Below are 25106 nucleotides of genomic sequence, written 5' to 3'. Positions count from 1 at the left end.
ATCTACAGAAACAACTTCCTAACCAAATAAAAAAACATTAACACTATTCTACCCATTACTTAACGAACAATCCAATTAAATGAAGGATTTTTAAAAAGCTTTGTTTATTTTTACATCCAAATTATTTTAACATGTCTGCTCAAAAACGTCTTTTCCTACTCGATGCCTACGCTTTAATTTTTAGAGGTTATTATGCCTTTATTAAAAATCCAAGAATCAACTCTAAGGGCATGGATACCTCGGCCATTATGGGATTTATGAATTCACTGATGGATGTGATTAAGCGTGAAAAACCAGATCATCTGGCGGTGGCTTTTGACAAAGGCGGCAGTGATTTAAGAAACGAACTTTATCCACAATACAAAGCACATCGGGACGAAACTCCCGAAGCAATCAAAATTGCGATTCCTTATATTCAGGCATTATTAAATGCCATGCACATTCCTATTATTGAAGTTGCCGGTTGTGAAGCCGATGATTTGATAGGTACGATTGCCAAACAAGCCGAAAAGCAAAACTACAAGGTGTTTATGATGACGCCCGATAAGGATTTTGCTCAGTTAGTTTCCGAAAATATTTTCATGTATAAACCCGCACGCATGGGTAACGGAATCGAAATTTGGGGAATTCCTGAAGTTTTGGCAAAATTTGAAATCGAAAGACCGGAACAGGTAATTGACTTTTTAGGAATGATGGGAGACTCAGCTGATAATATACCGGGATTACCAGGGGTCGGCGAAAAAACAGCTAAAAAATTCCTTGCCGAATATGGTTCGATGGAAAATCTTTTAGCCAATACACACCAATTGAAAGGTGCCATCAAAGATAAAATTGAAGCCAATGCTGAGCTGGGATTATTATCTAAAAAACTAGCAACAATTTGCCTGGATTGTCCGGTGACTTTTAACGAAGAAGATTATGAACTTTCTACGCCTGATGTAGAAAAAACGGATGCTATTTTTCACGAACTGGAATTTAGAAGAATGGCAGAACAATTTGATGCTATTTTTAAAAATCCAGCCCAGGCTTTCAATAACGAAGAAACTCCTGTGGACGATGCGAAATTGTACAAAAAGCCACAGGCAAAAAATCAGGATCAATTCGATTTATTTTCAAGTACGCTTCCTACTCATGAGAATGAAGTGGTACACCAGCAATTCTATAATACGCTTGAAAACACACCGCATTCGTACCAAATTATTCAGGGAGATTTAGGTCTTAAATTGTTATTGCAAAATTTACAAAAACAAACTTCGGTTTGCTTTGATACTGAAACCACTGGATTGGATGCTTTACATGCTGAACTGGTTGGAATTTCATTTTCTTATGAAAAAGGAAAAGGATTTTACGTTCCGTTTCCGGAAAATCAGGAAGAAGCTCAGGCTTTGGCAGAAAAATTCATTCCTTTTTTCGAAAATGAAGCTATCGAAAAAATTGGTCAAAACATCAAATACGATTTAAAAATATTATCGAATTATGGCATTCGCGTAGCCGGAAAATTATTCGACACCATGATTGCGCATTATCTGATTAATCCTGATATGCGTCATAATATGGATATTTTATCGGAGACTTATTTAAAATATTCACCAAAATCTATTGAGGATTTAATTGGCAAGAAAGGAAAAAATCAGAAGTCGATGCGCGAAGTCGAGCTGGAAGACATCAAAGAATATGCTGCCGAAGATGCCGATGTTACTTTTCAGTTGAAAGAATTATTTGCTGTTGAACTGGAAAAAACAGCTACGCAAAAACTATTTGACGAAATCGAAGTTCCGCTAATTCCTGTACTTGCTGCTATGGAAACTGAAGGTGTGAATCTTGATGTTGCGTTTTTGAAAAGCATGTCAACAGAAATGGCTATCGAAAGCAATGCTTTAGAACAAAAAATATACGAAACTGCCGGAGAGAAATTCAATTTGGCTTCGCCAAAACAACTCGGCGATATTTTATTTGACAAATTGAAAATTGGCGGTGCCAAACAAAAGAAAACTAAAACCGGACAATATGCTACCGGAGAAGAAGTCTTGAGTTATCTGGCAAACGAACACGAAATTGTACGCGATATCCTGGAATGGCGTCAAATGGTAAAATTACAAAGTACTTATATTGATGCGTTGCCAAACCAAGTTGACACAAAAACAGGACGCGTTCACACTGATTATATGCAAACGGTAGCGGCAACAGGCCGTTTGAGTTCGAATAATCCTAACTTACAAAATATCCCTATTCGTACCGAAAGAGGCCGCCAAATCAGGAAAGCATTTATTGCCCGTGATGAAAATTACACTTTAGTTTCTGCCGATTACTCTCAAATAGAATTGCGTGTGATTGCTGCGTTAAGTGGTGAAGAAAACATGATTAAGGCTTTCCAAAACAACGAAGACATCCACAAATCGACTGCTTCTAAGGTTTTCAATGTTTCATTGGAAGAAGTAAGCCGAGAACAACGTAGTCATGCTAAAACAGTAAATTTCGGAATTATTTATGGGGTTTCGGCTTTTGGACTTTCTAACCAAACGAATCTTTCCCGTTCTGAAAGTGCCGAATTAATTGATGCTTATTATAAATCGTATCCAAAACTGAAGTCATTTATTAACGAGCAAATTGATTTTGCCCGAGAAAATGGTTATGTACAAACTATTTTAGGCCGTCGCAGGTATTTAAAAGATATCAATTCGCAAAATGCTGTAGTACGCGGCGGTGCCGAACGAAATGCAGTCAACGCTCCTATTCAGGGTTCGGCTGCTGATATTATCAAAATTGCAATGATTAACATTCATAACAAATTAATTGCCGAAAACTGGAAATCGAAAATGTTATTGCAGGTACATGACGAACTTGTATTTGACGTTCACAATGAGGAATTGGAAAAAATCCAACCGATGATTAAATCCGAAATGGAAAATGCCTTCAAGCTGGAAGTTCCTTTAGTGGTCGATTTAGGAATGGGCAAAGACTGGCTGGAAGCGCATTGATTTGAGTAGTCAGTGTTCAGTTTTTAGTTAGCAGAACAAAAAAAATCCATTTCTTTATTTCTTAGAAATGGATTTTTTTTTGGTTCTGGAAGATTCTCTTTCTTTCAAATTGGTTTTAATAACAACAGTTTGATAAGGCGCTTCGTTTTCTTCATCAGCTTCGAGGCGATCAATGAGTAATTTGGCAGCTACTTCACCAATCTCTACTCCATGTTGACTTACGGTACTCAAACTTGGTGTTAATCGTCTTGAGGCTAAAATTCCATCCGCGAAACCTATAATAGAAAGTTCTTCGGGAATTTTATAACCTTTTTTAATAGCTAATTTCAATGCCGCAACTGAATCTCGTTCATCTAAGGCAAAAACACCATCAATTGTATTGTTCTCGAAAATAGCATCAATTCGTTTCTTCATTTCGTCTTCTGAATTGGTACGAAGAATAATATTTTCGTTTACTGCAATACCATTATCGGCTAAAGCTTTCAAATAACCTTCGGTTCTTAATTTCCCTACACTTAAATCATCTACCGAAGAAATTAATGCAATGTTTTTACATCCTGTATCAATCAATCGTTGCGTAACATTCAGCGCCGAATCATAATCATCAACCACAACCTTATCACATTCAACTTCATCAGCAATCCGATCAATCATCACAATTGGTGTTCCTTCGTTTATAATATCGGTAAAATGAGAATAATCCTGAAGTTTTTGAGCCTCTTGCGAAACTGACAAAATAAAACCATCGGTAGTTCCATTACTCAGCATTTCAAGCGTATTAATTTCTTTTACTATTGATTCATTAGAAATACAGGTAATTACATTATACCCTTTTGCTTCAGCTACTTTTTCGATTCCACTAAAAACTTTTGCAAAAAAAGAATTCAAAATATTCGGAATGATAACACCTATGGTTTTTGTTTTTCTGTTTTTTAAATTCAGACCTATAATATTAGGCTTGTAATTTTTAAGCTTAGCATACTCCTTAATCTTAATTTTAGTTTGGCTGCTAATCTCAGGACTATCATTAAGTGCCTTAGAAACTGTAGAAACAGAAACATTCAATTCTTTTGCAATTTGCTTCAGTGTTGCTTTAACTTTCATAGTAATAGTATTGTCTTAACTTTAGTCGTTTATATAAGATGTGACCAATTAAAAAACAAACTCGGATTCACTTAATAACAAACCCTATTTATCTTATTCTTTACATCGCAAGACTGCAAGATAATCAATTTATTTTTCAATCCAAATCTACAATAATTTTAAAACCAAAGTCATTAACCAAAATATAAAAAACCTGCACGATAAAGCACGATAAATATCCAATTGATTATCAATACAAAAACCCAAAAAATTTATTCATTTAAGGTATTTGGTTTTAAAATAATTAATTGTACTTTTGCAACCCCTTTATTGGGGATGGAATGTTTAATTAAAAAATTTTTATTGTGAACGCATTAAGCTACAAGACAATTTCAACTACAAAGACTAACTCTGCTAAAGAGTGGATCGTTGTAGATGCAGAGGGTCATAACTTAGGACGTCTTGCTTCTAAAGTCGCTATGATTTTAAGAGGAAAGTACAAGCCAAGCTATACCCCACACGTGGACTGTGGAGATAACGTAATTGTTATCAACGCAGAAAAAATCAACCTTACAGGTAACAAACTTGACGAAAAAATTTACATGCGTCACACAGGTTATCCAGGAGGACAAAGAACTTTAACTGCTAAAGTATTGCAAGCTAAAAACCCTGCAGCTTTAGTTGAAAAAGCAGTAAAAGGAATGTTACCTAAAAACAAATTAGGAGCTGAACTTTTCAGAAATTTAAATGTTGTTGTAGGAGCTGAGCACAAACAAGGAGCTCAAAAACCTAGAACTGTTAACCTAAACGATCTTAAGTAATGGGAGTTATTCACAAAATCGGTAGAAGAAAAACCGCTGTTGCACGTGTTTATGTTTCAGAAGGAACAGGAGTAATCACTGTAAACAAAAAAGAATTAGCAACTTATTTCCCAACTGCTACTTTACAATACAAAGTATTGCAACCATTGTCAATGACAGAAAACGCATCTAACTTTGACGTAAAAGTAAATGTTTACGGAGGTGGTATCACTGGTCAGGCAGAAGCTGTAAGAATGGCAATTGCTCGTGCAATGTGTGAAGCAAACGCTGAAAACAGAGGTATTTTAAAACCAGAAGGTTTATTAACAAGAGACCCAAGAATGGTTGAACGTAAGAAATTCGGTCAGAAGAAAGCTCGTAAGAGATTCCAGTTCTCTAAACGTTAATATTGCCTGTCTTGTTCACAGGAGCAAGACTTTATTGAATTTATTATTGAATTTAAACAATGTTGTTGTTGTCCCGATGCGTCGGGAAATTAGTTTAGCATCTAAATGTATTTAGCCGATATTTCGCCATTTATACATTGCTTACTCAACAGAACGTAAACTAGTACAAAAAATGTCAAGCAAAATAGAAGTAAAAGAATTACTAGAAGCAGGTGTTCACTTTGGACACATGACTAGAAAATGGGATCCAAACATGGCTCCTTACATTTATATGGAGCGTAATGGTATTCACATCATTAACCTATATAAAACTGCAGCTAAAATTGAAGAAGCTAACGAAGCTTTGAAAAAAATCGCTGCATCAGGTAGAAAAATTTTATTTGTAGCTACCAAAAAACAAGCAAAAGACATCGTTGCTGAAAAAGCAGCAGCTGCAAACATGCCTTATATCACTGAAAGATGGCCAGGTGGAATGTTAACAAACTTTGTTACTATCCGTAAAGCAGTTAAAAAAATGTCTTCTATTGATAAAATGAAGAAAGATGGTACTTTCAACACGCTATCTAAAAAAGAGCGTTTACAAGTAGATCGTCTTCGTGCTAAATTAGAAAAAAACTTAGGTTCAATCGCTGATATGTCTAGACTACCAGCTGCATTGTTCGTAGTAGATATCAAAGCTGAGCACATCGCAATAAAAGAAGCACAAAAATTAAACATTCCGGTTTTCGCAATGGTTGATACTAACTCTGATCCACGTGAAGTAGATTACGTTATCCCAGCCAATGATGATGCTTCTAAATCAATTGAGAAAATTTTATCTTTAGTAACTGCATCAGTTATCGAAGGACTTTCTGAAAGAGGTTCTGAAAAAGAAGTTGAAGTAGCTGAAGAAGCTCCAGCTGCTGAGGCTGAAGCTGCTCCTGCAACTGAAGAATAAATAAACTTTTAAATTCCAAATTTTAAATTCCAAATTCCAAAATCAGATTTTTTAACCATCTGATAACGTTGGAATTTGGGATTTGAAGGTTGGAATTTTTACTTTTAACATTAAAACACAAGATATATTATGGCAACAATTACTGCTGCAGACGTAAATAAATTAAGACAAGCTACAGGTGCCGGAATGATGGACTGTAAAAAAGCTCTAGTTGAAGCGGAAGGAGATTTCGATAAAGCGATACAAAACCTTAGAGAAAAAGGACAAAAAGTTGCTGCTAACCGTTCTGACCGTGAGTCTTCTGAAGGTGCTGCTGTTTCTTTCATCAATGCTGACAACACTAAAGGAGCTATCATCACTTTAAACTGTGAGACTGACTTCGTAGGTAAAAACGAAGCTTTCGTAACTTTAGCTAAACAATTAGTTGAAAAAGCAATCAACTTCTCTTCTAAAGAAGAATTTTTAGCATCTGATTTCAACGGAATTACTGTTGCTGAGAAATTAATCGAACAAACAGGTGTTATCGGTGAAAAAATCGAGATCGGTGGTTTCGAAATTTTAGAAGGTGCTTACGTTGGATCTTATGTTCACGTTAACAAAATTGCTGCTTTAACTGCAATTTCTGCTCCAGTTGCTAACGCTGAAGCTTTAACAAAAGATATCTCTATGCAGGTTGCTTCTATGGGAGCTGACACATTATCTTACAAAGATTTTGATCCTGCTTTCGTTGAATCTGAACTTGCTGCTCGTATTGCTGTTATCGAAAAAGACAATGAAGAAGCTGCACGTTTAGGAAAAACTTTGAAAAATGTTCCTAAATACATCTCTTTCTCTCAATTAACTCCTGAAGTTATCAAACAAGCTGAAGAAGATGCTAAAGCTGAATTAAAAGCTGAAGGTAAACCAGAGCAAATTTGGGACAAAATTATTCCTGGAAAAGTACAACGTTTCATCTCTGACAACACTACTTTAGACCAAGAAAAAGCGTTATTAGACCAAAACTTCATCAAAGATGATAGTAAAAAAGTTGGTGATTACGTTAAAGGATTCAATGTTGAAATTACAGGTTTCAAAAGAGTTACTTTAGGTTAATCTAACTAGATTTTACACTTATACAAAATCCCATCTCGTTTGAGAAAACGAAATGGGATTTTTTTTGAATTTAACTTTTGTTCCAATACTAAATTCAAAATAAAGAAACTAAATTTGGATAAAGTAAATTCCAAATAATGTTTCAATCTAAAAAAGATACTGTTTACCTAATTCTTGCCGGAATATTTATTACCAATGCCATTGTAGCCGAATTGATAGGTGGAAAATTGATCCAAATTGGCCCTTTTATTATGAGTCTTGGAATTCTTCCGTGGCCTATCGTTTTTATTACTACTGATATTATCAACGAACATTTTGGAAAAGACGGCGTTAAAAAACTCTCTTACATCACCGCAGGACTTATTGCTTATTGCATTTTGATTCTTTTTATTGGAACAAAAATTCCAGCTTTTATTACTGGAGAAACCGTTAACGACGAGCAATTTCATGCCGTTTTTGGTCAGGGATTATTCATTATGATTGCCAGCATTATTGCCTTTTTGGTTTCCCAAATGGTCGATGTTTCTATTTTCTGGTTTTTACGAAATAAAACGGGTAAAAAAATGATTTGGCTTAGAAGCACTGGTTCCACACTAATTTCTCAGCTTATCGATAGTTTTATTGTATCGGGAATTGCATTTTGGCTTACCGGAAAAATATCTACAAGTCAATACCTCAACATGTCGCTAACAGGCTATTCATTCAAGCTGTTATTAGCAATTGCACTAACTCCATTAATATATCTTGGACATCATTTAATTGAAAAATACATTGAGGCTAATTAATAATCGAAAAAAATACAAAAAAACAATGTGTAAGTTTTTTTATTCAAAAAAAAAGTTAATTTTGTAGTATTAACTTTAAAAAAAGTAACATGAAAAAAATCAACTTATTATTTTTGTCATTATTATCATTAGTAACAATTACATCTTGTAGCAATGACGATGATAACTCTTCAGCATCAATCGAAGCAAAATGGGAGTTATATCAAGAAGGAGAAACCTTATCAACATTAGAAACGATAAACAATTCTTGTGGATTAGAAGTTCTTGAAATCAAAAGCGGAGGGACATTCAAAATTACAGGGTATTACTCTTCTGATGTTACCATAAATGCTGCTAAAAATGTTGCAGAAAATAAATCTACATGTCACGAATATACTGAAGAAGGAACTTGGTCTAAAAAAGACAATAAATTAACAGTAAAAAATGGAGATGACATCAATGAATTTGAAATAATTGAATTAACTGACTCTTCATTAAAATTAAAAGAAACTGACGAAGAAGGTATATGGTATATAATACTTAGAAAGAAATAATATTTTCTAACATATCACATCAAACCTCAAAGCAAGACTTTGAGGTTTTTTTATATCTTTAAATTAAAAAATTATGGAAAATAAAACACGCTGTACCTGGTGCGAAAAAGACGATTTATACCGAAAATACCACGATGAAGAATGGGGAATTCCTGTTTATGATGATGCTACTTTATTCGAATTTTTAATTCTGGAAACCTTTCAGGCAGGATTGAGTTGGTATACTGTTTTGGCAAAAAGAGAACATTTTCGTAAAGCTTTTGACAATTTCGATTATAAAAAAATCATTAATTATACCGAAGAAAAAATTCAGGAATTACTTTCGAATCCGGGTATTATTCGAAACAAATTAAAAGTGCGTGCGACAATTTCTAATGCTGTAGCTTTTATGAAAGTTCAGGAAGAATTTGGCAGTTTTTCTAAATACATATGGGGTTTTGTTGACGGAAAACCTATTGATAACAAAGCCGAAAGTCTCAAAGATGTTCCTGCCACTACTCCACTTTCAGACGCCATTAGCAAAGATTTAAAAAAGCGTGGTTTCAAATTCGTTGGCTCAACTGTTGTTTATGCACACATGCAGGCGACAGGAATGGTTAATGATCATATCGAAAGTTGCTGGACGAGAAAACAATAATCACTGTTCAATTTTAGATGCGTTTAACACAAAAATGTTAAACTTCTAACTTCCAACTTCTAACTTCCAACTTTTTCATTACATTTGTCTCACACTTTAGGGGTGTCTACACAAGTAGGCTGAGATTTTACCCTCTGAACCTGATCTAGTTCATACTAGCGTAGGGAAAAGTAAGATGACTTCCATGGTCCCATTTTTGGGCACTTTGCAGCCATTCCTAAAGTAATTTTTATTTAAAAAATTAAGGAATGGAACTAAAAATCAATAATCAAACAAAACATTTTGCCATTGACAGCTTAACTGTTCAGGCACTTCTTGACTTGGAAATTCCCGAAAAACAAAACGGAATTGCCCTTGCCATCAACAATACCGTCATTCCAAAATCCAACTGGAATTCTCACCTCATCCAGGAAACCGACGACATTCTAATTATTTCTGCCACTCAGGGAGGATAGTATTCAGTTTGCAAACTGCAGTAATCAGCTTTCGATTCTATAGACTGGATAATTAAATTCCAAGGAAACAAATCCAAATTCCAAAAAACAACGTTATACAAGAACGCATAACAGATAACTCACAACTCATAACTTCAAAAACATGAACAACGAAGAAAAAATATCCAGACAACCTTTTCCCAATTCAACAAAGGTGTATATCGATGGTGAAATTCACCCGATAAAAGTCGCCATGCGCGAAATCAAATTATCTGACACTAAACTTTCTAAAGGCGGTGTAGAAAAAAATCCTGCTGTAACTGTTTACGATACTTCAGGCCCTTATACTGATCCTAATATCGAAATCGACGTTAGAAAAGGATTACCACGCTTACGCGAAAAATGGATTCTTGACCGTAACGACGTAGAAGAATTAACTGAAATCTCTTCTGATTATGGAAAAGAGCGTCTAGCTGACGAAAAACTAAATCACCTGCGTTTTGAGTATTTACACAAACCAATGCGTGCCAAAAAAGGAGCAAATGTTTCGCAATTGCATTATGCAAAAAAAGGAATCATCACTCCCGAAATGGAATACATTGCCATTCGTGAAAACCAACGTATCGAACAATTAGAAACAGCACAAAAAGCAATGCAATGCCAACACGCAGGACATAGTTTTGGAGCGAATACACCAAAATCTAAAATCACTCCTGAATTTGTAAGAAGCGAAATTGCAGCGGGTCGTGCAATTATCCCAAACAACATCAACCATCCGGAAAGTGAGCCGATGATTGTTGGTCGTAACTTTTTGGTAAAAATTAATGCTAATATTGGTAACAGTGCAGTGACTTCATCTATTGAAGAAGAAGTAGAAAAAGCAGTTTGGGCTTGCCGTTGGGGAGCTGATACGATTATGGATTTATCAACTGGAAAAAATATTCACGAAACCAGAGAATGGATTATCCGTAACTCTCCGGTACCAATTGGAACGGTGCCTATTTATCAGGCTTTGGAAAAAGTAAACGGAATCGCCGAGGATTTAACATGGGAAATTTTCCGTGATACTTTAATTGAACAGGCTGAACAAGGTGTTTCTTATTTTACCATTCATGCAGGAGTTTTACTTCGCTATATTCATTTAACGGCTAATCGTGTTACGGGAATTGTTTCACGTGGTGGTTCGATTATGGCTAAATGGTGTTTGTTTCATCACAAAGAAAACTTCTTATACACGCATTTTGAAGAAATTTGCGAAATCTTAAAACAATATGACGTGGCTTTTTCTCTTGGAGATGGTTTACGTCCGGGTTCGATTGCCGATGCTAATGACGCCGCTCAATTTGCCGAATTAGAAACTTTGGGTGAACTGACAAAAATTGCTTGGAAACATGATGTACAGGTTTTTATCGAAGGACCAGGTCACGTGCCAATGCACATGATTAAGGAAAATATGGACAAGCAATTAGAGCACTGTTCTGAAGCTCCTTTCTACACTCTTGGGCCTTTAACTACTGATATTGCTCCAGGTTACGACCATATCACTTCAGCTATTGGAGCTGCAATGATTGGCTGGTACGGTTGTGCGATGTTGTGTTATGTAACTCCAAAAGAACACCTTGGTTTGCCCAACAAGAAAGACGTAAAAGACGGAGTGATCACTTATAAAATTTCGGCTCATGCTGCCGATTTGGCCAAAGGTCATCCGGGAGCTCAATACCGTGATAATGCTTTGAGTAAAGCTCGCTTTGAATTCCGTTGGGAAGATCAATTTAATTTGGCTTTAGATCCGGATACAGCAAGAGAATTCCACGACGAAACACTTCCTGCTGATGGTGCCAAAGTAGCGCATTTCTGCTCTATGTGCGGACCTAAATTCTGTTCCATGAAAATATCACAGGAAATCCGTGATGTAGAAGAAGCTAAAAAAGGAATGCTGGAAAAATCAGAAGAGTTTATCGAGCAAGGAAAAGAAATCTATATTTAGAATCAAGACTTTTAGAATTAAATATTAAGACAAAAAATCCTGATACTTAATTCTATATACTTAATACCTCATCATGATAATTATATCCAATCCAACTGCTATAGCAAACGAAATCAAAATCATCTATTCACTTTTTGAGGAAGGAATGGAGTTATTTCATGTTCGAAAGCCTAACTTTTCTGAAACTGAAATAAAGACTTTAGTAACAGCAATTGGATTGGAATATCGCAACAAACTGGTATTGCATAGTTATCATTATTTAGCAGAAGACTTAGGAATTAATCGGATTCATTTTTCTTCGACCAATAGACCCGATAGCTTTCAAAAGGCAAAAGATTTTACAGTATCGACTTCGACACATTCTATCGAAGAATTTAACACACTGTCTGATATTTTTGATTATGCTTTTTTGAGTCCTGTTTTCACTTCTATTTCAAAAGAAAATTATATTCCGAAAACAGACTTATTCGAAGCAATTAAAAAAAGAAACAATTTCAACACAAAACTCATAGGTTTAGGCGGAATTTCGGCAATCAATAGTAAACAGACTTTAGAAAAAGGCTTTGATGGCATCGCCCTTTTAGGAACCATTTGGAATACCGAAAATCCAATCAAAAATTTTAAATTATGTCAACAAATCGTCCTTTCGTTTTAAGTATTGCGGGTTTTGATCCATCGGCAGGTGCAGGAGTTTTGGCTGATATTAAAACATTCGAACAGCATCAGGTTTACGGTTTTGCTATCAACACTGCGAATACCATTCAAACCGAAGATGAGTTTATTGCTATTCAATGGACAGCACTCGATTTTGTATTACAGTCTGTCGAAACATTATTCGATTCTTATGAAATCAAAGCCGTGAAAATTGGCATTGTTCCTTCATTAGATTACCTAAAAGAAATTGTTTTTTTAATTAAAAAACTTTCGCCAACAATTAAAATAGTTTGGGATACGGTTTTAAAATCGACTACTGAATTTGATTTTTTAACTATTGAAAATCAAAATAATTTAATTACAATTTTGCAAAAAACAGAATTAATAACACCCAATTACACTGAAATTTCGAAATTGATTCCAGCGCAAAAAAAAACTGAAATTAGCCTCGAAATTCTTTCTAAATACTGTGCTGTTTTACTCAAAGGAGGACATCATCCTACCGAAATAGGCACCGACTATTTACATACTCAAAATCAGTTTTTCAGGCTTTTGCCAAAAAACACTGATATTTATCAAAAACACGGTTCAGGCTGCGTATTATCAGCAGCGATAACATCAAATTTAGCATTAGATCAAGATCTTTTAAATGCCTGCAAAAATGCTAAAAATTACACTGAAACCTTTTTATTATCTAACCCAACCCAATTAGGAAATCATTATGTTTAATCGTTTACAATACATTTCACAAGGAAACACAATTGAAGAACAATTGTATAATATCCATAAAGCTTTGGATCACGGCTGCGACTGGATTCAGATGCGTTTTAAAAATACTACTCCCGAAGAAGCTTTTACTTTGGCGGAAGCCGTAAAAATTTTATGCAAAGAATATTTGGCCACTTTTATTATCAACGACAATGTTGAACTGGCTAAAAAAGTTGATGCCGATGGTGTTCATTTAGGTTTAAACGATATGAAAATCGAAGAAGCCAGAACCATTTTAGGAGACGATAAAATCATTGGCGGAACGGCTAATACTATTGAAGATGTACTGCAAAGAATCAATGAAAATTGCAATTACATTGGGCTTGGTCCTTTTCAATTTACCGAAACTAAAGCCAACTTGAGTCCTATTCTTGGCTTACAAGGTTACCATTCGATAACTGAAATTTTAAAATCGAATGCTTTCGAAATTCCGATTTATGCCATTGGAGGTATCACACTGGAAAATATAGATGATTTGATGGAAACCGGAATTCACGGTATTGCGATTTCAGGTTTAATTACCCAAAGTAACAATCCGTCAGAATTAATTAATGAACTTAATGAAAAATTATATGTCAGCATTTAATATAGGAGACAAAACTTTTGAATCCCGATTGTTTTTAGGAACAGGGAAATTTGGTTCGAATACCCAAATGGAAGAAGCGATTTTGGCTTCAGAGAGCGAATTAGTTACGGTTGCCTTAAAAAGAGTAGATTTAGAAACCGAAACCGATGCTATTTTATCGCATTTAAAACATCCGAGAATTAATTTATTACCTAATACCTCCGGTGCACGAAATGCAAAAGAAGCGATTTTTGCTGCACAATTGGCAAGAGAAGCTTTGGAAACAAATTGGTTAAAACTGGAAATTCATCCTGATCCAAGATATTTACTTCCCGACCCGATTGAAACTCTAAAAGCTACGGAAGAATTGGCTAAACTAGGTTTCATTGTTTTACCCTACATTCACGCTGATCCTGTTTTATGCAAGCGACTGGAAGATGCGGGAACATCGGCAGTAATGCCTTTGGGTTCGCCTATTGGGAGTAATAAAGGCTTAAAGACGATTGATTTTTTAGAAATTATCATCGAACAATCTAAAGTTCCTGTAATTATTGATGCGGGAATTGGCGCGCCATCAGACGCTTCAAAAGCAATGGAACTGGGTGCCGATGCTGTTTTAGTAAATACCGCAATTGCAGTAGCAGGAAATCCAAAAATGATGGCAGAAGCTTTCAAAGAAGCTGTTATCGCAGGAAGAAAAGCATTCGAAGCTAAACTCGGGCAACAATTTACTCAGGCTGTAGCCTCCAGCCCATTGACAGCATTTTTATATGAGTAATCCTCACCCCAACCCTCTCCAAAGGAGAGGGAGACGGAATAGAGATACTTTGCGGTCAATAAAAAAGTAAACACAAAACTTTGTGAACTTAGCGAAATCTTTGCGCCCTTTGTGGTTAAATTTTTCGTGCTAAAAAATGTAACAATGATAACATTCAAATCTGTTTTTGATCAATACGACTGGGAAACCATTAAAACTAAGATCTATAATACTTCTGCCATAGATGTGGAATGTTCTTTAGCCAAAACCAAACGCAATCTGGATGATTTTTTGGCATTGATTTCTCCTGCTGCCCAACCCTATTTGGAACAAATGGCACAATTGAGTCATGAATTGACTAAAAAAAGATTTGGAAAAACTATCCAAATGTATGCCCCTTTGTATTTAAGTAACGAATGTCAAAACATTTGTACCTATTGCGGTTTTAGTCTGGACAATAAAATCAAACGTAAAACATTAACCGATACAGAAATAAAACTGGAAGTTGAAGCCCTGAAAAAAACAGGATTTGATCATGTTTTATTAGTCACCGGAGAAGCCAATTATACTGTAAACATTAATTATTTCCTGAACGCTATTGAGCAAATCAAAAAAGATTTTTCGATTATTTCTGTCGAAGTGCAGCCACTTTCACAGGAAGAATACGAACGATTGCACGAAGCTGGTGTTTATTCCGTTTTGGTGTATCAGGAAACGTATCATCAGGAAGTTTACAAAAAATACCATACTAAAGGCAAGAAATCCAATTTTGATTTCAGACTCGATACTCCTGACCGAATTGGGAAAGCGGGTATTCATAAAATCGGGCTGGGTGTTTTGTTAGGATTGGAAGACTGGCGTACTGATAGTTTTTTTAATGCCCTGCATCTGGATTATTTACAAAAAACCTATTGGCGCACAAAATATGCTGTTTCGTTCCCCAGATTTCGGCCCGCCGAAGGAATTATCGAACCTAACTTCATTATGGATGATAAAGATTTAACCCAACTCATTTGTGCCTATCGATTATGGAACGAAGATGTGGAAATTTCGATTTCAACCCGTGAGAATGAAAAATTCCGAAATAACATTATTCCTATTGGTACCACAAGTATGAGTGCCGGTTCTAAAACAAATCCCGGCGGTTATGTTGTCGATCCGCAATCATTAGAGCAATTTGAAATTAGTGATGAACGTTCGGTTGCCGAAATTGCACATATCATCCAGCAAAAAGGCTATGAACCCGTTTGGAAAGACTGGGATAGAACTTATTTTTAAAGTTCCTGAGATACTAAGACTCTAAGATTCTTAGTATCTCAGCAACTTAGATCCTTACAACCTTTTAAAATGAGCGTAATACAAGATTTTTTAAGATACAACCGTCAGGTAATTTTACCCGAAATAGGCGAAGAAGGGCAAGCCAAATTAAAAAATGCTAAAGTTTTAGTAATTGGCGCCGGCGGATTAGGATGTCCTATTTTGCAATACATTGCCACTGCAGGAGTAGGAACCATAGGAATTGTAGATTTTGACAAAATAGAAATTCACAATCTTCATCGCCAGATTTTATATACCGAAGACCAAATAGGATTATCTAAAGCATTAACAGCGAAAACAACGATTGAAAAACTAAATCCGTTAATTCAAGTTCTGGCCTTCGAAGAAAAACTAACTTCTGAAAATGCTTCGAGAATTATTACTGATTTTGATATTATTGTAGACGGTTGCGATAATTTTACAACCCGTTATTTAGTGAATGATACTTGCGTGACTTTAGGAAAACCTTTGGTTTACGGCAGTATTTTAGGATTCGAAGGACAATTAGCTGTTTTTAATCATCAGGGAAGTAAAAATTTACGCGATTTATTTCCACAACCACCTAATCCTAAAGACGTGCCAAATTGCAGTTTTAATGGAGTTTTAGGCACTTTACCCGGAATGATTGGAACCATGATGGCACACGAAACATTGAAATTGATTATGGGTTTACCGGGTTTAAAAAACGAATTGGTTTTATATAAAACTTTAGATTGGAGTTTTACTAAATTGAACTTTTGATCCTCTCTACAACCGCTTCAAAAGAAAGGAAAACTTTATTTTCTCTGCGAAAAACTTTTTAATCTTCGCTGTTAAAAATGATTTCGAAGTATATTCATAAACTCATCGCGTTCTATTTCGCGACAGCCTAAACTTTCCAGATGAGAATTATAAACCTGACAATCGAGCAGTTTGTAATTCTCATTTTTTAATTGGTTCACCAAAGCAATAAAAGCCACTTTGGAAGCATTTGAAACCAAAGAAAACATACTTTCTCCACAAAAAATATGTCCTAAATCAACACCATATAAACCGCCAACTAATTCATCATCTTGCCAAACCTCAACTGATTTAGCAATTCCCAGTTCATTCAGTTTACAATAAGCTTCAATCATATCATTAGTAATCCAGGTTCCGTTTTGCCCATCTCTTTTCACATTCTGACAATTCGAAATAATTTCTCTAAAATTCTGATTGAAAGTTACCCTGAATAGCTTTCGATTAAGAACATTCCTCATACTCTTCGAAATTATCAATTCATCTAAGAACAAAACCATTCTGGGATTTGGCGACCACCAGGTAATAGGTTCTCCATCTTCAAACCAGGGAAAAATGCCGCTATTGTATGCTAATTGTAAACGCTCTGGAGACAAATCACCTCCAAAACCAACAATTCCGGAAGAATGAGCTAAGTGCACTGGCGGAAAAAACAAATCTTCGGATAGATAATACATAACTTTTACATTAAAAGGATATACTCTTACATTTTACAAATGTAATTTACTTTATTTGGTTACTTTCGTAAAAGTTTCAATTTTTATTTAAATGAAAAAAATATTACTGGTAGTACTATTGTTTTTTTTAATTCAAAAAACACATGCGCAACAAACTGATTCGATTAGTAATCATAAAAAGCTAACGTATAAATCGTTCATTTTACCAACAGCTTTGATTGGTTCTGGAGTTATATTATTCAATAGCCAATTAAACAAAAATATTCAACAAGATTCTCAATCTTTTTTTGGTTCGAATTTCAATACACGTATAGATGATGCGACGCTTTTTGTTCCTGCTTTGCAAATTTATGCCGGGAAATTTTTAGGCTTTCAGCCAAAAAACGACTTTAAACATCAAACTATCGACTTGGCTACTGCCAATACGATTAGTTATATTGTGGTTACAGCGATAAAACATGCTGTAAAAGCACATCGTCCTGATGGTTCTGATCGTTTGAGTTTTCCTTCGGGACATACCGCTCTTGCTTTTACTAATGCTGCACTTTTATATCAGGAATATAAAGATGCTAATTTCTGGTATGCCAGCAGTGGTTTTGTATTTGCAACAGCTACAGGAATCTTACGTGTGGCAAATAACAAGCATTATACTTCTGATGTATTGACTGGAGCAGGAATTGGACTTGCTTCTGGAATTTTAGTTTCTCATTTTAATCCTTTTCAAAAACTTCGTTTTGGAAAAAAAAATAAAACTTCGGCATTTGTTTATCCTCAAATAGGAAATCAAATGGGAATAGGTGCCATTATAAAACCGAATTTTTAAGCATAAAAAAAGCCTTGAAATTCAAGGCTCATTTACTTTTTTATTTCAAATTAGAACGGTAAATCGTCTGGTTCGTCTTCGTTAAGGTTTGTTGCTGGTGCAAATGCCGGTGCAGCTGGCATAGGAGCAGCTGGAGCTTCAGCAGCTAACCTTTCAATTCTCCATCCTTGAATACTATTGAAATATCTTGTTTCACCTTGTGGATTAACCCACTCTCTACCTCTTAAATTGATAGAAACTTTTACAGCTTCACCAATGTTATAATTGCTCAACAAATCACATTTATCTTGTGTAAACTCAATCATTATATGTTGAGGATATTGCTCCTCAGTTGTTACAACCACTTCTCTTTTTCTAAATGATGCACTAACTTGTTGCTCTGGATTAACAACTTTAATTTTCCCTGTAACTTCCATCTTCGTTATTTTAATCGTTATATAATTATTATTTTTTCAAAAGTATTCTTTGACCAGAATACGTCCTTTTCATTTGAGTTTTCACTTAATCTTTCGACTAATTTATTCAAAATCAATCAAAAACAAAACTCTTTACAGAAAAACTTTGTTTTACAAATATAACAACTTCTTCTATCTGACCGCAATGTTTGTTTTACAATTTTATCTTTAATTTTTTAAATCCTTGCCTGACAAGACTTTTTATTAAATAGGCAGATTCGATTATCAATAGCCAACTTATAAAAGTTAAAAAAAACTAAAATAATACCATTTATATTTCGTTATATTTATAGTTTAAATTTCGCTTATGCAATTTTCCGACAAAAGAAATACTGGAAGATGGATTCTTATTTTCGCTTCTTTTTTTATCATTTCCCTGATACTTTGGAATACTTATACTTTTTTCCAAATATTCAAAAATGAAGAGCGTTTAAAGATGAATCTTTTGGCAAAAGCCCAAAAAACACTCATCAATGCCGATGAAGATACTGATGTTGAGCTTCCGCTTGAAATTTTTAAAAATAACACTTCTATTCCTGTTATTCTCACCGAAAATGACAGCATTATCAATACCATCAATATTGACGAATCTATTGTAAAAGACCAGGAAATGGCAAAGGGTTTTCTGTCCAATTTAAAGAAAGAAAACGAACCTATTATAATCGAATATGCGCCTAAAAAATTCCAAAAATGGTATTATGGCAATTCGGCATTATTGAATAAACTAAAATATTATCCAATTGCTTTACTGCTGATTATTTTCTTGTTTTCGGCATTGATATATTATTTCTACCGAAGTACAAAAATTGCAACTCAAAACAAACTTTGGGCAGGAATGGCTAAAGAAACGGCACACCAAATAGGAACGCCGCTTTCGTCGTTAATTGGCTGGGTCGAAATTCTGAAAACCGAAAATATTGACGAAACCACCACCGAAGAAATTGAAAAAGACATTGACCGTTTACAAACTATTACCGATCGTTTTTCGAAAATAGGTTCTGAACCTGTTTTAGAAAAAAGCGATATTATTGCCGAAACTTTAAAAACCTACAACTATCTTCAATCCCGTTTTTCGAAACAAATTGAATTTTCATTTGAAAGTCCTGATAGTAAAATTTACACTATGCTCAATCCTACTTTGCACAGTTGGACTATAGAAAACCTGATTAAAAATGCAATTGATGCCATGAAAGGCAAAGGAAAAATTGCCGTGAAAATTGAAGAAGATGCCCATTTTATAAAAATAAACATCAGCGATACAGGAAGCGGAATTCCTAAAAATCAATTTAAGACTGTTTTTGAACCTGGATTTACTACTAAAAAACGAGGTTGGGGATTAGGACTTTCATTAACCAAAAGAATCGTAAACGAATACCATAAAGGAAATGTAAAAGTTTCTCATTCTGAAATAGGTAAAGGAACTACCATGCAAATCAGTTTAAAAAAACTAATTTAACGGTATTCCTAACCAGGACACTTTTGAGAACATTGTTTTTCTAATCAATTTAGATTTACTCAAATACTCTTTTACAAATGCTGCCTGTTCATCGGCCTGGATTAAAGCCTGTGCAATGGTTTTTTTCAACGAATTTAGATTAGCCGTATTTTCTGCTCCAACGGCTGGAATTTTAAAAACATCATTTTGACATTTTACCAATTTTTCTCTTGGAGTCTCAATCATTTGACTAATTTTTTCATCAGGAAAAGTAGGTTTGAATTTTTTATTTCGATACATAATGAAATCATTCAACTGTAAGACTGCTTCATTGAGTTCTTCTACAATAGTATTCATTTTCTCAACATTTGCATTTTGCATTGTCGTATTCCAATGGTTCTTTTTAAAGTTATAGTATTCTAAAATCATAGCATTTTTCAAACCGTTTTTTTCTACTCTCGCAGCCGATTCAAATAACTGATCGTTTTCGGATATTTTATAATAATGAGCAATTTCTTTCTCAAAATCAAAATATTTTCTCGTTTTATCTAATTGTATTTTTCCTGCATAAAAATCTGCATTAGTAATAGGATAATTTGAAAATTGCCATAAATAATCAAATGGCATGTGAGAAACAATAATTTTAGAAGGTTCGGCTTTAAAATAAACGTTATTGAGCCTTTTTACAAACTTTCCGTTCATTACAACTCCAGCTCCCCAGGTAGGGTCAAAAACGAACCATTTTGAATCAATTTGTGCTGCACACCAGGCATGAGACAAATTATCTACCTTTCCGTTTTGTTTTGTGTAGCCTTCAATTATTCGGCATTTAATTCCAACTTTATTTGAAATATCATTGAAAACTTCGGCATAATGAATACAAACTCCTTTTCTGGATTTTAATGTATTTTCTATTTTTTGCTGTGATGATTCAAGTTGATTTGGCGAATGCATATTGGGTACATCATAACTAATATTTGAAGCCGTCCAATAAAAAACAGCACGAATCTTTTCATTTTCGGTTTTAAAATTATCCGTAATAAATTTTGCAATTCCTTCTGTGGTTTTAGTTGATTCGGCTGGAATTTTGGCAACCTTATTATCAATATCAGCATAAATATTTTTAGTTTGAGCAACGCTTAAAACAGATAAAAACAAAAACAGAATAGAAACAATTTTTCTCATTTTGACTGAGTTTTTTATATAAAAAAACACGAACGAATTCGTGTTTTATTGTATGTAATTTAATAATTTACAAATTAGCTCGAATTTCCTGAGCTACCTTTTCAAATTCTTCTTTACTCAAAGTTACTTTCTTTTGAAAACGAATATCTTCCATTGTATTCAACGGAATCAAATGAACATGAGCATGCGGAACTTCAAGCCCGATAACTGATATTGCAATTCGGTTACAGGGAATTGTTTTTTCTATAGCCTTAGCTACTTTTCTCGAGAAATGCATTAATCCTAAATAATGCGCCTCGTCCATATCAAAAATCTTATCGACTTCAAATTTTGGAATACACAAAGTATGTCCTTTTGCATTAGGATTGATATCTAAAAAAGCGAAATAATTTTCATCTTCAGCAATTTTATAACATGGAATTTCTCCGTTTACTATTTTGGTGAATATGCTCATTGTTAATTCGTTTATTTGGTTATCTTTTTAACCGATCAAGCAAATAATCGTTTAAACTTTTAAAAAGTTATTCTCTTGTAATTTCCAGAATTTCAAATTTCAAAACACCGTTTGGCACTTTAATTTCGGCTACTTCGCCTATTGATTTCCCTAATAATCCTTTTCCTATTGGAGAAGTAACTGATATTTTCCCGGTTTTTAAATCGGCTTCACTTTCAGCAACCAGCGTATATTTCATTTCCATTCCATTTGCCTGGTTTTTGATTTTCACACTTGATAATACCAAAACTTTTGACAGGTCAAGATTTGACTCATCAATCAATCGGGCATTAGCATGAATTTCTTCTAATTTAGCAATTTTCATTTCCAGCATTCCTTGTGCTTCTTTTGCTGCATCATATTCTGCATTTTCAGACAAATCGCCTTTATCTCTTGCGTCTGCTATATCTTGAGATGCTTTAGGACGCATCACCGTTTTTAAATAATCTAATTCTTCTCTTAATTTTTTAAGTCCTTCCGCTGTGTAATAAGATACTGTACTCATAACTTCATTATTTTATAAAATAGAAAAAATCCCATCGGAACGGGATTTCTTTCCACAAAGATAATATATTTTTTTATAGTGTATAATTATATGTCAAGCATATGATATTTCAAATGTAAATAAATTAAATTTGTTTCACTAATACTTTTACGAATTAAAAACATGAAAAAAATCGTATCTATTTTCTCCCTCTGTCTTTTGTTTTTATCTTGTTCAGATAATGGCTTTAATAACAACAATCCGTATATTCCTAACTATAATTTTTCGATAACTTTTGACTTGAATCTTCCTGCTTATTCTAATTTGAAATATGTGAGTAATGCTATTTATTATTCTGGCCCCGAAGTTGGTCCAAAAGGTATTTACGTATTTAATACCGGAACAGGCTACACTGCTTTTGATGGCGCTTGCCCTAATCAGGCATTGAGCAGTTGTTCGACTTTAACGCTAAAAGGGATTAATGTTGTTTGTCCGTGCGATGAAGAAGAATATAGTTTATTTACCGGTCAGGGAAAATTACAATATCCATTAAAACAATATCGGGTAGATGTAAACCAAAACATTCTCCGAGTATACAATTAAACAAAAAAGCCTGAGAAAATTAAATTCTCAGGCTTTTTAAAATATAAACACTACAAATTAAAACTTCAAAGTAAGTCCTGCTAAGAAATTAGTTCCTGCCTGTGGGTAATAATATACATATCCTCCGCCATAATCAGTACCATTAGAAACATAGTCTACATTAAATATATTATTTACTAATAAATTTACCATAATTGATTTAAAAATAGACTTTGTCTTTATTTCGTAAACTGCGTTAAAATCATTTACAAAATAATCCTTCAACTTACTCGAAGTATCATCGATATTATTCATATACTGATCACTCACAAACTTAGACAATAAATTCAGTTTTAAAGGTTGCAATGGTGAAAAACTCAAAATATTTCCCGCTATAAATTCAGGTGAAAAAGCAATATTTGTATTTCCTAAATTCGCTAAATCTCCATTAGAATCTTCTGAAAAGAAATCAACATTTTTATTATCACTGATGGTAAAATTTGGCGCAATTGTCCATTTATCTGAAAGTCTAAAAACAGCATCAACTTCTAATCCTAATCTATAACTATCTCCACTGTTAGTGCGTATTGGCGCTCCTACATCATTCAACCCTCCTGTTAATACTAACTGATCTTTGTATGCCATATAATAAAGATTCGAATTCAATTGGAAATTCTCCGAGTTGAATCTCCATCCTAATTCAAAATCGTTTAATTTTTCAGGTTTTACATTTCCACCTTCATAATCGGTTCTGTTTGGTTCACGATTAGCACGGGCATATGAAAAATAGAATGTACTTTTTGGATCAAGCTGAAAGTTCAAACCTGCTTTCGGGTTAAAGAAATTAAAAGTATCATCGACTAAACCAGTTTCCCAACTATTCGCTTCATAACTTACTCTTCTATATTGTAAATCTCCATAAAAGCTTAACTGTGATGTGATTTGGTAATTGGCTTTTGCAAAAATATTTCCATCAATTTTAGTCGAAAAATCATCATAATAATGATCTCCTAATTCTGTTGGACCAGAATTTCTTGCCCAAATTACTTTCCCAAAATGATCTCCTTCGTATTTATTCCAGCCACCACCTAAAATAACATCTAATTTATCTGCTGCATATTTTACAGAAAAAGTCGTTCCGTAAAAGTCATTATCCAACCATTTTTGACGAATTAAATCGGTTACAGGAACTAAATTACCATCATCATCTACTATTGTTTTAGTAGGCAGAATGTTTCCATAATCAGCAACTGCAGCATCTTGTTTATAATTTTCGAAATATCCTTTTCCTTTAGTATAATGAAATGCTAAGGTAGTACTCCAGTTATCAGAAAGAGATTCATTCCAGTGTAATTGATAATGATCCTGATTGTAATTATCAGTTTCATTGTCATAAAAACGATCCACTCCATTAGCATCAGTAAACATTCCTGCCGAATTAAATCTGCGATTCTCTTTTAAAGTTTCGCCGTCAATTCCGTTCCATGCCTGATAGGTTTTTTGGGTTCCACCAAAAACCAATGCTTTAATTAAAGTCGTTTTCCCTACATAAGTTCCTTGTAAAAAATAGGACTTTAAATCAGAACTCGCACGATCAATATATCCATCCGATTTAATAGTCGACAAACGTCCAGCCAATTCAAAATGATCATTTAATAAACCTGTACTGAATTTTACCATGTTTTTATTCGAATTAAAACTTCCGAAAGAACTTGCAATTTCTCCGGTAGCTTTGGTCGCATAATTATCTGTCAACATGTTCAAACTAGCTCCAAAAGCTCCAGAACCATTTGTAGATGTTCCTACTCCACGCTGCAATTGTAAACTTTCTACAGAGGAAGCTAAATCAGGCATATTTACCCAAAATGTTCCTTGACTTTCGGAATCATTATACGGAATTCCGTTCACCGTAACATTCACTCTTGTTGCATCAGTTCCACGAACTCTGATTCCGGTGTAACCAATTCCAGCTCCAGCTTCGGTAGTTGTAATCACCGAAGGCATATAACCCATTAAAACAGGAATATCCTGGCCTAGATTTCTTGATTTAATTTCTTTTTTATCCATATTACTAAATGTAACAGGCGTTTTTGTAGTAACACGCAGCGCCGAAACCAATACTTCATCGAGTTGGTTCACCTTTGTAGTATCTTTTACCTGAGAAAAAGAAAAAACAGAATAGAAAAAAGAAAAAAGAAAGAGGATTGACTTAGAACTGCTGTATCTTACTACCTGAGTTCCTTTAAAAATAGTATTCATCCGTAATTGTTTTACGAATAAAAGGGGGAATTATTCTTTTTGTTAATTTAATAAATAGATTGTTCAACTCAATAAATCCATAGCATAAACTACTAATTTATCACATTTTCCCTTAGCAACATTACTCGCTCAGGTTCGTTGGGTATGATCTCAGCTCGTTATTTAGAGCACCCCTTTGAGACGGTGCAAAGGTAAAAAAGAA

Annotated in this window: 26 protein-coding genes and 1 riboswitch; of the genes, 19 read left to right on the top strand and 7 right to left on the bottom strand. The window is 34.3% G+C overall.

Features of this window, described 5'->3' with window-relative positions:
- Positions 1–131: 131 nt before the first annotated feature.
- The gene (gene polA / locus FEM21_RS01510; RefSeq protein WP_035656936.1) at positions 132–2978 is read left to right on the top strand and encodes a DNA polymerase I; all 2847 of its coding nucleotides are present in this window, start codon (positions 132–134) and stop codon (positions 2976–2978) included.
- Positions 2979–3032: 54 nt separating this feature from the next.
- Here the strand turns inward: polA and FEM21_RS01505 are convergent, their stop codons facing one another.
- The gene (locus FEM21_RS01505) at positions 3033–4082 is read right to left on the bottom strand and encodes a LacI family DNA-binding transcriptional regulator (RefSeq protein WP_035656934.1); all 1050 of its coding nucleotides are present in this window, start codon (positions 4080–4082) and stop codon (positions 3033–3035) included.
- Between the two features lie 344 nt (positions 4083–4426).
- Between FEM21_RS01505 and rplM the strand changes: the two genes are divergently transcribed.
- The 15 genes from rplM (at position 4427) to FEM21_RS01430 (ending at position 16475) form a co-directional block, all read left to right on the top strand.
- Positions 4427–4882: a 50S ribosomal protein L13 gene (rplM, locus tag FEM21_RS01500; RefSeq protein ID WP_035656933.1), complete on the top strand. Its 456-nt coding sequence runs from the start codon at positions 4427–4429 to the stop codon at positions 4880–4882.
- Positions 4882–5268, top strand: a complete 387-nt coding sequence (gene rpsI, locus FEM21_RS01495; protein ID WP_035656932.1) for a 30S ribosomal protein S9 — start codon at positions 4882–4884, stop codon at positions 5266–5268. The genes rplM and rpsI overlap by 1 nt, the downstream gene beginning before the upstream one ends.
- A gap of 172 nt (positions 5269–5440) precedes the next feature.
- A complete protein-coding gene (rpsB, locus tag FEM21_RS01490) occupies positions 5441–6205 on the top strand; it encodes a 30S ribosomal protein S2 (RefSeq protein WP_035656930.1) in 765 nt (254 codons plus the stop codon).
- Between the two features lie 129 nt (positions 6206–6334).
- A complete protein-coding gene (tsf, locus tag FEM21_RS01485; protein ID WP_035656929.1) occupies positions 6335–7297 on the top strand; it encodes a translation elongation factor Ts in 963 nt (320 codons plus the stop codon).
- Positions 7298–7434: 137 nt separating this feature from the next.
- Positions 7435–8082 carry a queuosine precursor transporter gene (locus FEM21_RS01480; protein ID WP_035656928.1) on the top strand — a complete coding sequence of 216 codons (648 nt, stop codon included), beginning with the start codon at positions 7435–7437 and terminating at the stop codon, positions 8080–8082.
- 89 nt (positions 8083–8171) lie between these two features.
- A complete protein-coding gene (locus FEM21_RS01475) occupies positions 8172–8615 on the top strand; it encodes a lipocalin family protein (RefSeq protein ID WP_035656926.1) in 444 nt (147 codons plus the stop codon).
- Between the two features lie 73 nt (positions 8616–8688).
- Positions 8689–9252 carry a DNA-3-methyladenine glycosylase I gene (locus FEM21_RS01470; RefSeq protein ID WP_035656924.1) on the top strand — a complete coding sequence of 188 codons (564 nt, stop codon included), beginning with the start codon at positions 8689–8691 and terminating at the stop codon, positions 9250–9252.
- An 88-nt stretch (positions 9253–9340) separates the two neighbouring features.
- A riboswitch (TPP riboswitch) is annotated at positions 9341–9436 on the top strand.
- Between the two features lie 64 nt (positions 9437–9500).
- Positions 9501–9707 (top strand): sulfur carrier protein ThiS, encoded by a 207-nt coding sequence (gene thiS / locus FEM21_RS01465; protein ID WP_035656923.1) that lies wholly within the window; start codon positions 9501–9503, stop codon positions 9705–9707.
- A gap of 142 nt (positions 9708–9849) precedes the next feature.
- Complete coding sequence (gene thiC, locus FEM21_RS01460; protein WP_035656922.1) at positions 9850–11673, top strand: phosphomethylpyrimidine synthase ThiC; 1824 nt, start codon at positions 9850–9852, stop codon at positions 11671–11673.
- Between the two features lie 73 nt (positions 11674–11746).
- Positions 11747–12328 (top strand): thiamine phosphate synthase, encoded by a 582-nt coding sequence (locus tag FEM21_RS01455; protein WP_035656920.1) that lies wholly within the window; start codon positions 11747–11749, stop codon positions 12326–12328.
- Positions 12301–13056 (top strand): hydroxymethylpyrimidine/phosphomethylpyrimidine kinase, encoded by a 756-nt coding sequence (locus tag FEM21_RS01450; protein ID WP_035656918.1) that lies wholly within the window; start codon positions 12301–12303, stop codon positions 13054–13056. Before FEM21_RS01455 ends, FEM21_RS01450 begins: the two co-directional genes overlap by 28 nt.
- Positions 13049–13681, top strand: coding sequence for a thiamine phosphate synthase (locus FEM21_RS01445; RefSeq protein ID WP_035656916.1), 633 nt, complete (start codon positions 13049–13051; stop codon positions 13679–13681). Before FEM21_RS01450 ends, FEM21_RS01445 begins: the two co-directional genes overlap by 8 nt.
- Positions 13668–14438 carry a thiazole synthase gene (locus FEM21_RS01440; RefSeq protein ID WP_035657135.1) on the top strand — a complete coding sequence of 257 codons (771 nt, stop codon included), beginning with the start codon at positions 13668–13670 and terminating at the stop codon, positions 14436–14438. Before FEM21_RS01445 ends, FEM21_RS01440 begins: the two co-directional genes overlap by 14 nt.
- Positions 14439–14582: 144 nt before the next feature.
- Positions 14583–15695 (top strand): 2-iminoacetate synthase ThiH, encoded by a 1113-nt coding sequence (gene thiH / locus FEM21_RS01435; protein ID WP_035656915.1) that lies wholly within the window; start codon positions 14583–14585, stop codon positions 15693–15695.
- A gap of 69 nt (positions 15696–15764) precedes the next feature.
- Positions 15765–16475, top strand: a complete 711-nt coding sequence (locus FEM21_RS01430; protein WP_035656914.1) for a HesA/MoeB/ThiF family protein — start codon at positions 15765–15767, stop codon at positions 16473–16475.
- Between the two features lie 71 nt (positions 16476–16546).
- Here FEM21_RS01430 and aat read toward each other — a convergent pair whose 3' ends face one another.
- Entirely contained in the window at positions 16547–17188 is a 642-nt protein-coding gene (aat, locus tag FEM21_RS01425) for a leucyl/phenylalanyl-tRNA--protein transferase (protein ID WP_035656913.1), read from the bottom strand.
- A gap of 91 nt (positions 17189–17279) precedes the next feature.
- Between aat and FEM21_RS01420 the strand changes: the two genes are divergently transcribed.
- A complete protein-coding gene (locus FEM21_RS01420) occupies positions 17280–18011 on the top strand; it encodes a phosphatase PAP2 family protein (protein WP_035656912.1) in 732 nt (243 codons plus the stop codon).
- Positions 18012–18061: 50 nt separating this feature from the next.
- Here the strand turns inward: FEM21_RS01420 and FEM21_RS01415 are convergent, their stop codons facing one another.
- Positions 18062–18427, bottom strand: coding sequence for a DUF3127 domain-containing protein (locus tag FEM21_RS01415; protein WP_035656910.1), 366 nt, complete (start codon positions 18425–18427; stop codon positions 18062–18064).
- A gap of 346 nt (positions 18428–18773) precedes the next feature.
- Between FEM21_RS01415 and FEM21_RS01410 the strand changes: the two genes are divergently transcribed.
- Positions 18774–19922 carry a sensor histidine kinase gene (locus tag FEM21_RS01410; RefSeq protein ID WP_035656909.1) on the top strand — a complete coding sequence of 383 codons (1149 nt, stop codon included), beginning with the start codon at positions 18774–18776 and terminating at the stop codon, positions 19920–19922.
- Here the strand turns inward: FEM21_RS01410 and FEM21_RS01405 are convergent.
- The 3 genes from FEM21_RS01405 to greA form a co-directional block, all read right to left on the bottom strand.
- The gene (locus tag FEM21_RS01405; RefSeq protein WP_035656908.1) at positions 19914–21086 is read right to left on the bottom strand and encodes a transglutaminase domain-containing protein; all 1173 of its coding nucleotides are present in this window, start codon (positions 21084–21086) and stop codon (positions 19914–19916) included. The two genes, FEM21_RS01410 and FEM21_RS01405, sit on opposite strands and share 9 nt — an antisense overlap.
- 67 nt (positions 21087–21153) lie before the next feature.
- The gene (locus FEM21_RS01400) at positions 21154–21540 is read right to left on the bottom strand and encodes an HIT family protein (protein WP_035656906.1); all 387 of its coding nucleotides are present in this window, start codon (positions 21538–21540) and stop codon (positions 21154–21156) included.
- Between the two features lie 67 nt (positions 21541–21607).
- Positions 21608–22084, bottom strand: a complete 477-nt coding sequence (greA, locus tag FEM21_RS01395) for a transcription elongation factor GreA (protein ID WP_035656904.1) — start codon at positions 22082–22084, stop codon at positions 21608–21610.
- A gap of 162 nt (positions 22085–22246) precedes the next feature.
- Between greA and FEM21_RS01390 the strand changes: the two genes are divergently transcribed.
- A complete protein-coding gene (locus FEM21_RS01390) occupies positions 22247–22666 on the top strand; it encodes a Rieske (2Fe-2S) protein (RefSeq protein ID WP_035656903.1) in 420 nt (139 codons plus the stop codon).
- A gap of 57 nt (positions 22667–22723) precedes the next feature.
- Here FEM21_RS01390 and FEM21_RS01385 read toward each other — a convergent pair whose 3' ends face one another.
- Complete coding sequence (locus FEM21_RS01385; protein ID WP_035656901.1) at positions 22724–24904, bottom strand: TonB-dependent receptor; 2181 nt, start codon at positions 24902–24904, stop codon at positions 22724–22726.
- Between the last annotated feature and the right edge of the window lie 202 nt (positions 24905–25106).

This window comes from Flavobacterium seoulense (genome assembly GCF_000695795.1).
GTDB classification, from domain to species: Bacteria; Bacteroidota; Bacteroidia; order Flavobacteriales; family Flavobacteriaceae; genus Flavobacterium; species Flavobacterium seoulense.
This window is presented reverse-complemented; position numbering and strand designations above follow the sequence as displayed.

Bases quoted from the DNA above. Each gene is read 5' to 3' on its own strand.
- polA (WP_035656936.1), top strand. From the start codon at position 132: ATGTCTGCTCAAAAACGTCTTTTCCTACTCGATGCCTACGCTTTAATT.
- FEM21_RS01505 (WP_035656934.1), bottom strand. From the start codon at position 4,082: ATGAAAGTTAAAGCAACACTGAAGCAAATTGCAAAAGAATTGAATGTT.
- rpsI (WP_035656932.1), top strand. From the start codon at position 4,882: ATGGGAGTTATTCACAAAATCGGTAGAAGAAAAACCGCTGTTGCACGT.
- rpsB (WP_035656930.1), top strand. From the start codon at position 5,441: ATGTCAAGCAAAATAGAAGTAAAAGAATTACTAGAAGCAGGTGTTCAC.
- tsf (WP_035656929.1), top strand. From the start codon at position 6,335: ATGGCAACAATTACTGCTGCAGACGTAAATAAATTAAGACAAGCTACA.
- FEM21_RS01480 (WP_035656928.1), top strand. From the start codon at position 7,435: ATGTTTCAATCTAAAAAAGATACTGTTTACCTAATTCTTGCCGGAATA.
- FEM21_RS01475 (WP_035656926.1), top strand. From the start codon at position 8,172: ATGAAAAAAATCAACTTATTATTTTTGTCATTATTATCATTAGTAACA.
- FEM21_RS01470 (WP_035656924.1), top strand. From the start codon at position 8,689: ATGGAAAATAAAACACGCTGTACCTGGTGCGAAAAAGACGATTTATAC.
- thiS (WP_035656923.1), top strand. From the start codon at position 9,501: ATGGAACTAAAAATCAATAATCAAACAAAACATTTTGCCATTGACAGC.
- thiC (WP_035656922.1), top strand. From the start codon at position 9,850: ATGAACAACGAAGAAAAAATATCCAGACAACCTTTTCCCAATTCAACA.
- FEM21_RS01455 (WP_035656920.1), top strand. From the start codon at position 11,747: ATGATAATTATATCCAATCCAACTGCTATAGCAAACGAAATCAAAATC.
- FEM21_RS01450 (WP_035656918.1), top strand. From the start codon at position 12,301: ATGTCAACAAATCGTCCTTTCGTTTTAAGTATTGCGGGTTTTGATCCA.
- FEM21_RS01445 (WP_035656916.1), top strand. From the start codon at position 13,049: ATGTTTAATCGTTTACAATACATTTCACAAGGAAACACAATTGAAGAA.
- FEM21_RS01440 (WP_035657135.1), top strand. From the start codon at position 13,668: ATGTCAGCATTTAATATAGGAGACAAAACTTTTGAATCCCGATTGTTT.
- thiH (WP_035656915.1), top strand. From the start codon at position 14,583: ATGATAACATTCAAATCTGTTTTTGATCAATACGACTGGGAAACCATT.
- FEM21_RS01430 (WP_035656914.1), top strand. From the start codon at position 15,765: ATGAGCGTAATACAAGATTTTTTAAGATACAACCGTCAGGTAATTTTA.
- aat (WP_035656913.1), bottom strand. From the start codon at position 17,188: ATGTATTATCTATCCGAAGATTTGTTTTTTCCGCCAGTGCACTTAGCT.
- FEM21_RS01420 (WP_035656912.1), top strand. From the start codon at position 17,280: ATGAAAAAAATATTACTGGTAGTACTATTGTTTTTTTTAATTCAAAAA.
- FEM21_RS01415 (WP_035656910.1), bottom strand. From the start codon at position 18,427: ATGGAAGTTACAGGGAAAATTAAAGTTGTTAATCCAGAGCAACAAGTT.
- FEM21_RS01410 (WP_035656909.1), top strand. From the start codon at position 18,774: ATGCAATTTTCCGACAAAAGAAATACTGGAAGATGGATTCTTATTTTC.
- FEM21_RS01405 (WP_035656908.1), bottom strand. From the start codon at position 21,086: ATGAGAAAAATTGTTTCTATTCTGTTTTTGTTTTTATCTGTTTTAAGC.
- FEM21_RS01400 (WP_035656906.1), bottom strand. From the start codon at position 21,540: ATGAGCATATTCACCAAAATAGTAAACGGAGAAATTCCATGTTATAAA.
- greA (WP_035656904.1), bottom strand. From the start codon at position 22,084: ATGAGTACAGTATCTTATTACACAGCGGAAGGACTTAAAAAATTAAGA.
- FEM21_RS01390 (WP_035656903.1), top strand. From the start codon at position 22,247: ATGAAAAAAATCGTATCTATTTTCTCCCTCTGTCTTTTGTTTTTATCT.
- FEM21_RS01385 (WP_035656901.1), bottom strand. From the start codon at position 24,904: ATGAATACTATTTTTAAAGGAACTCAGGTAGTAAGATACAGCAGTTCT.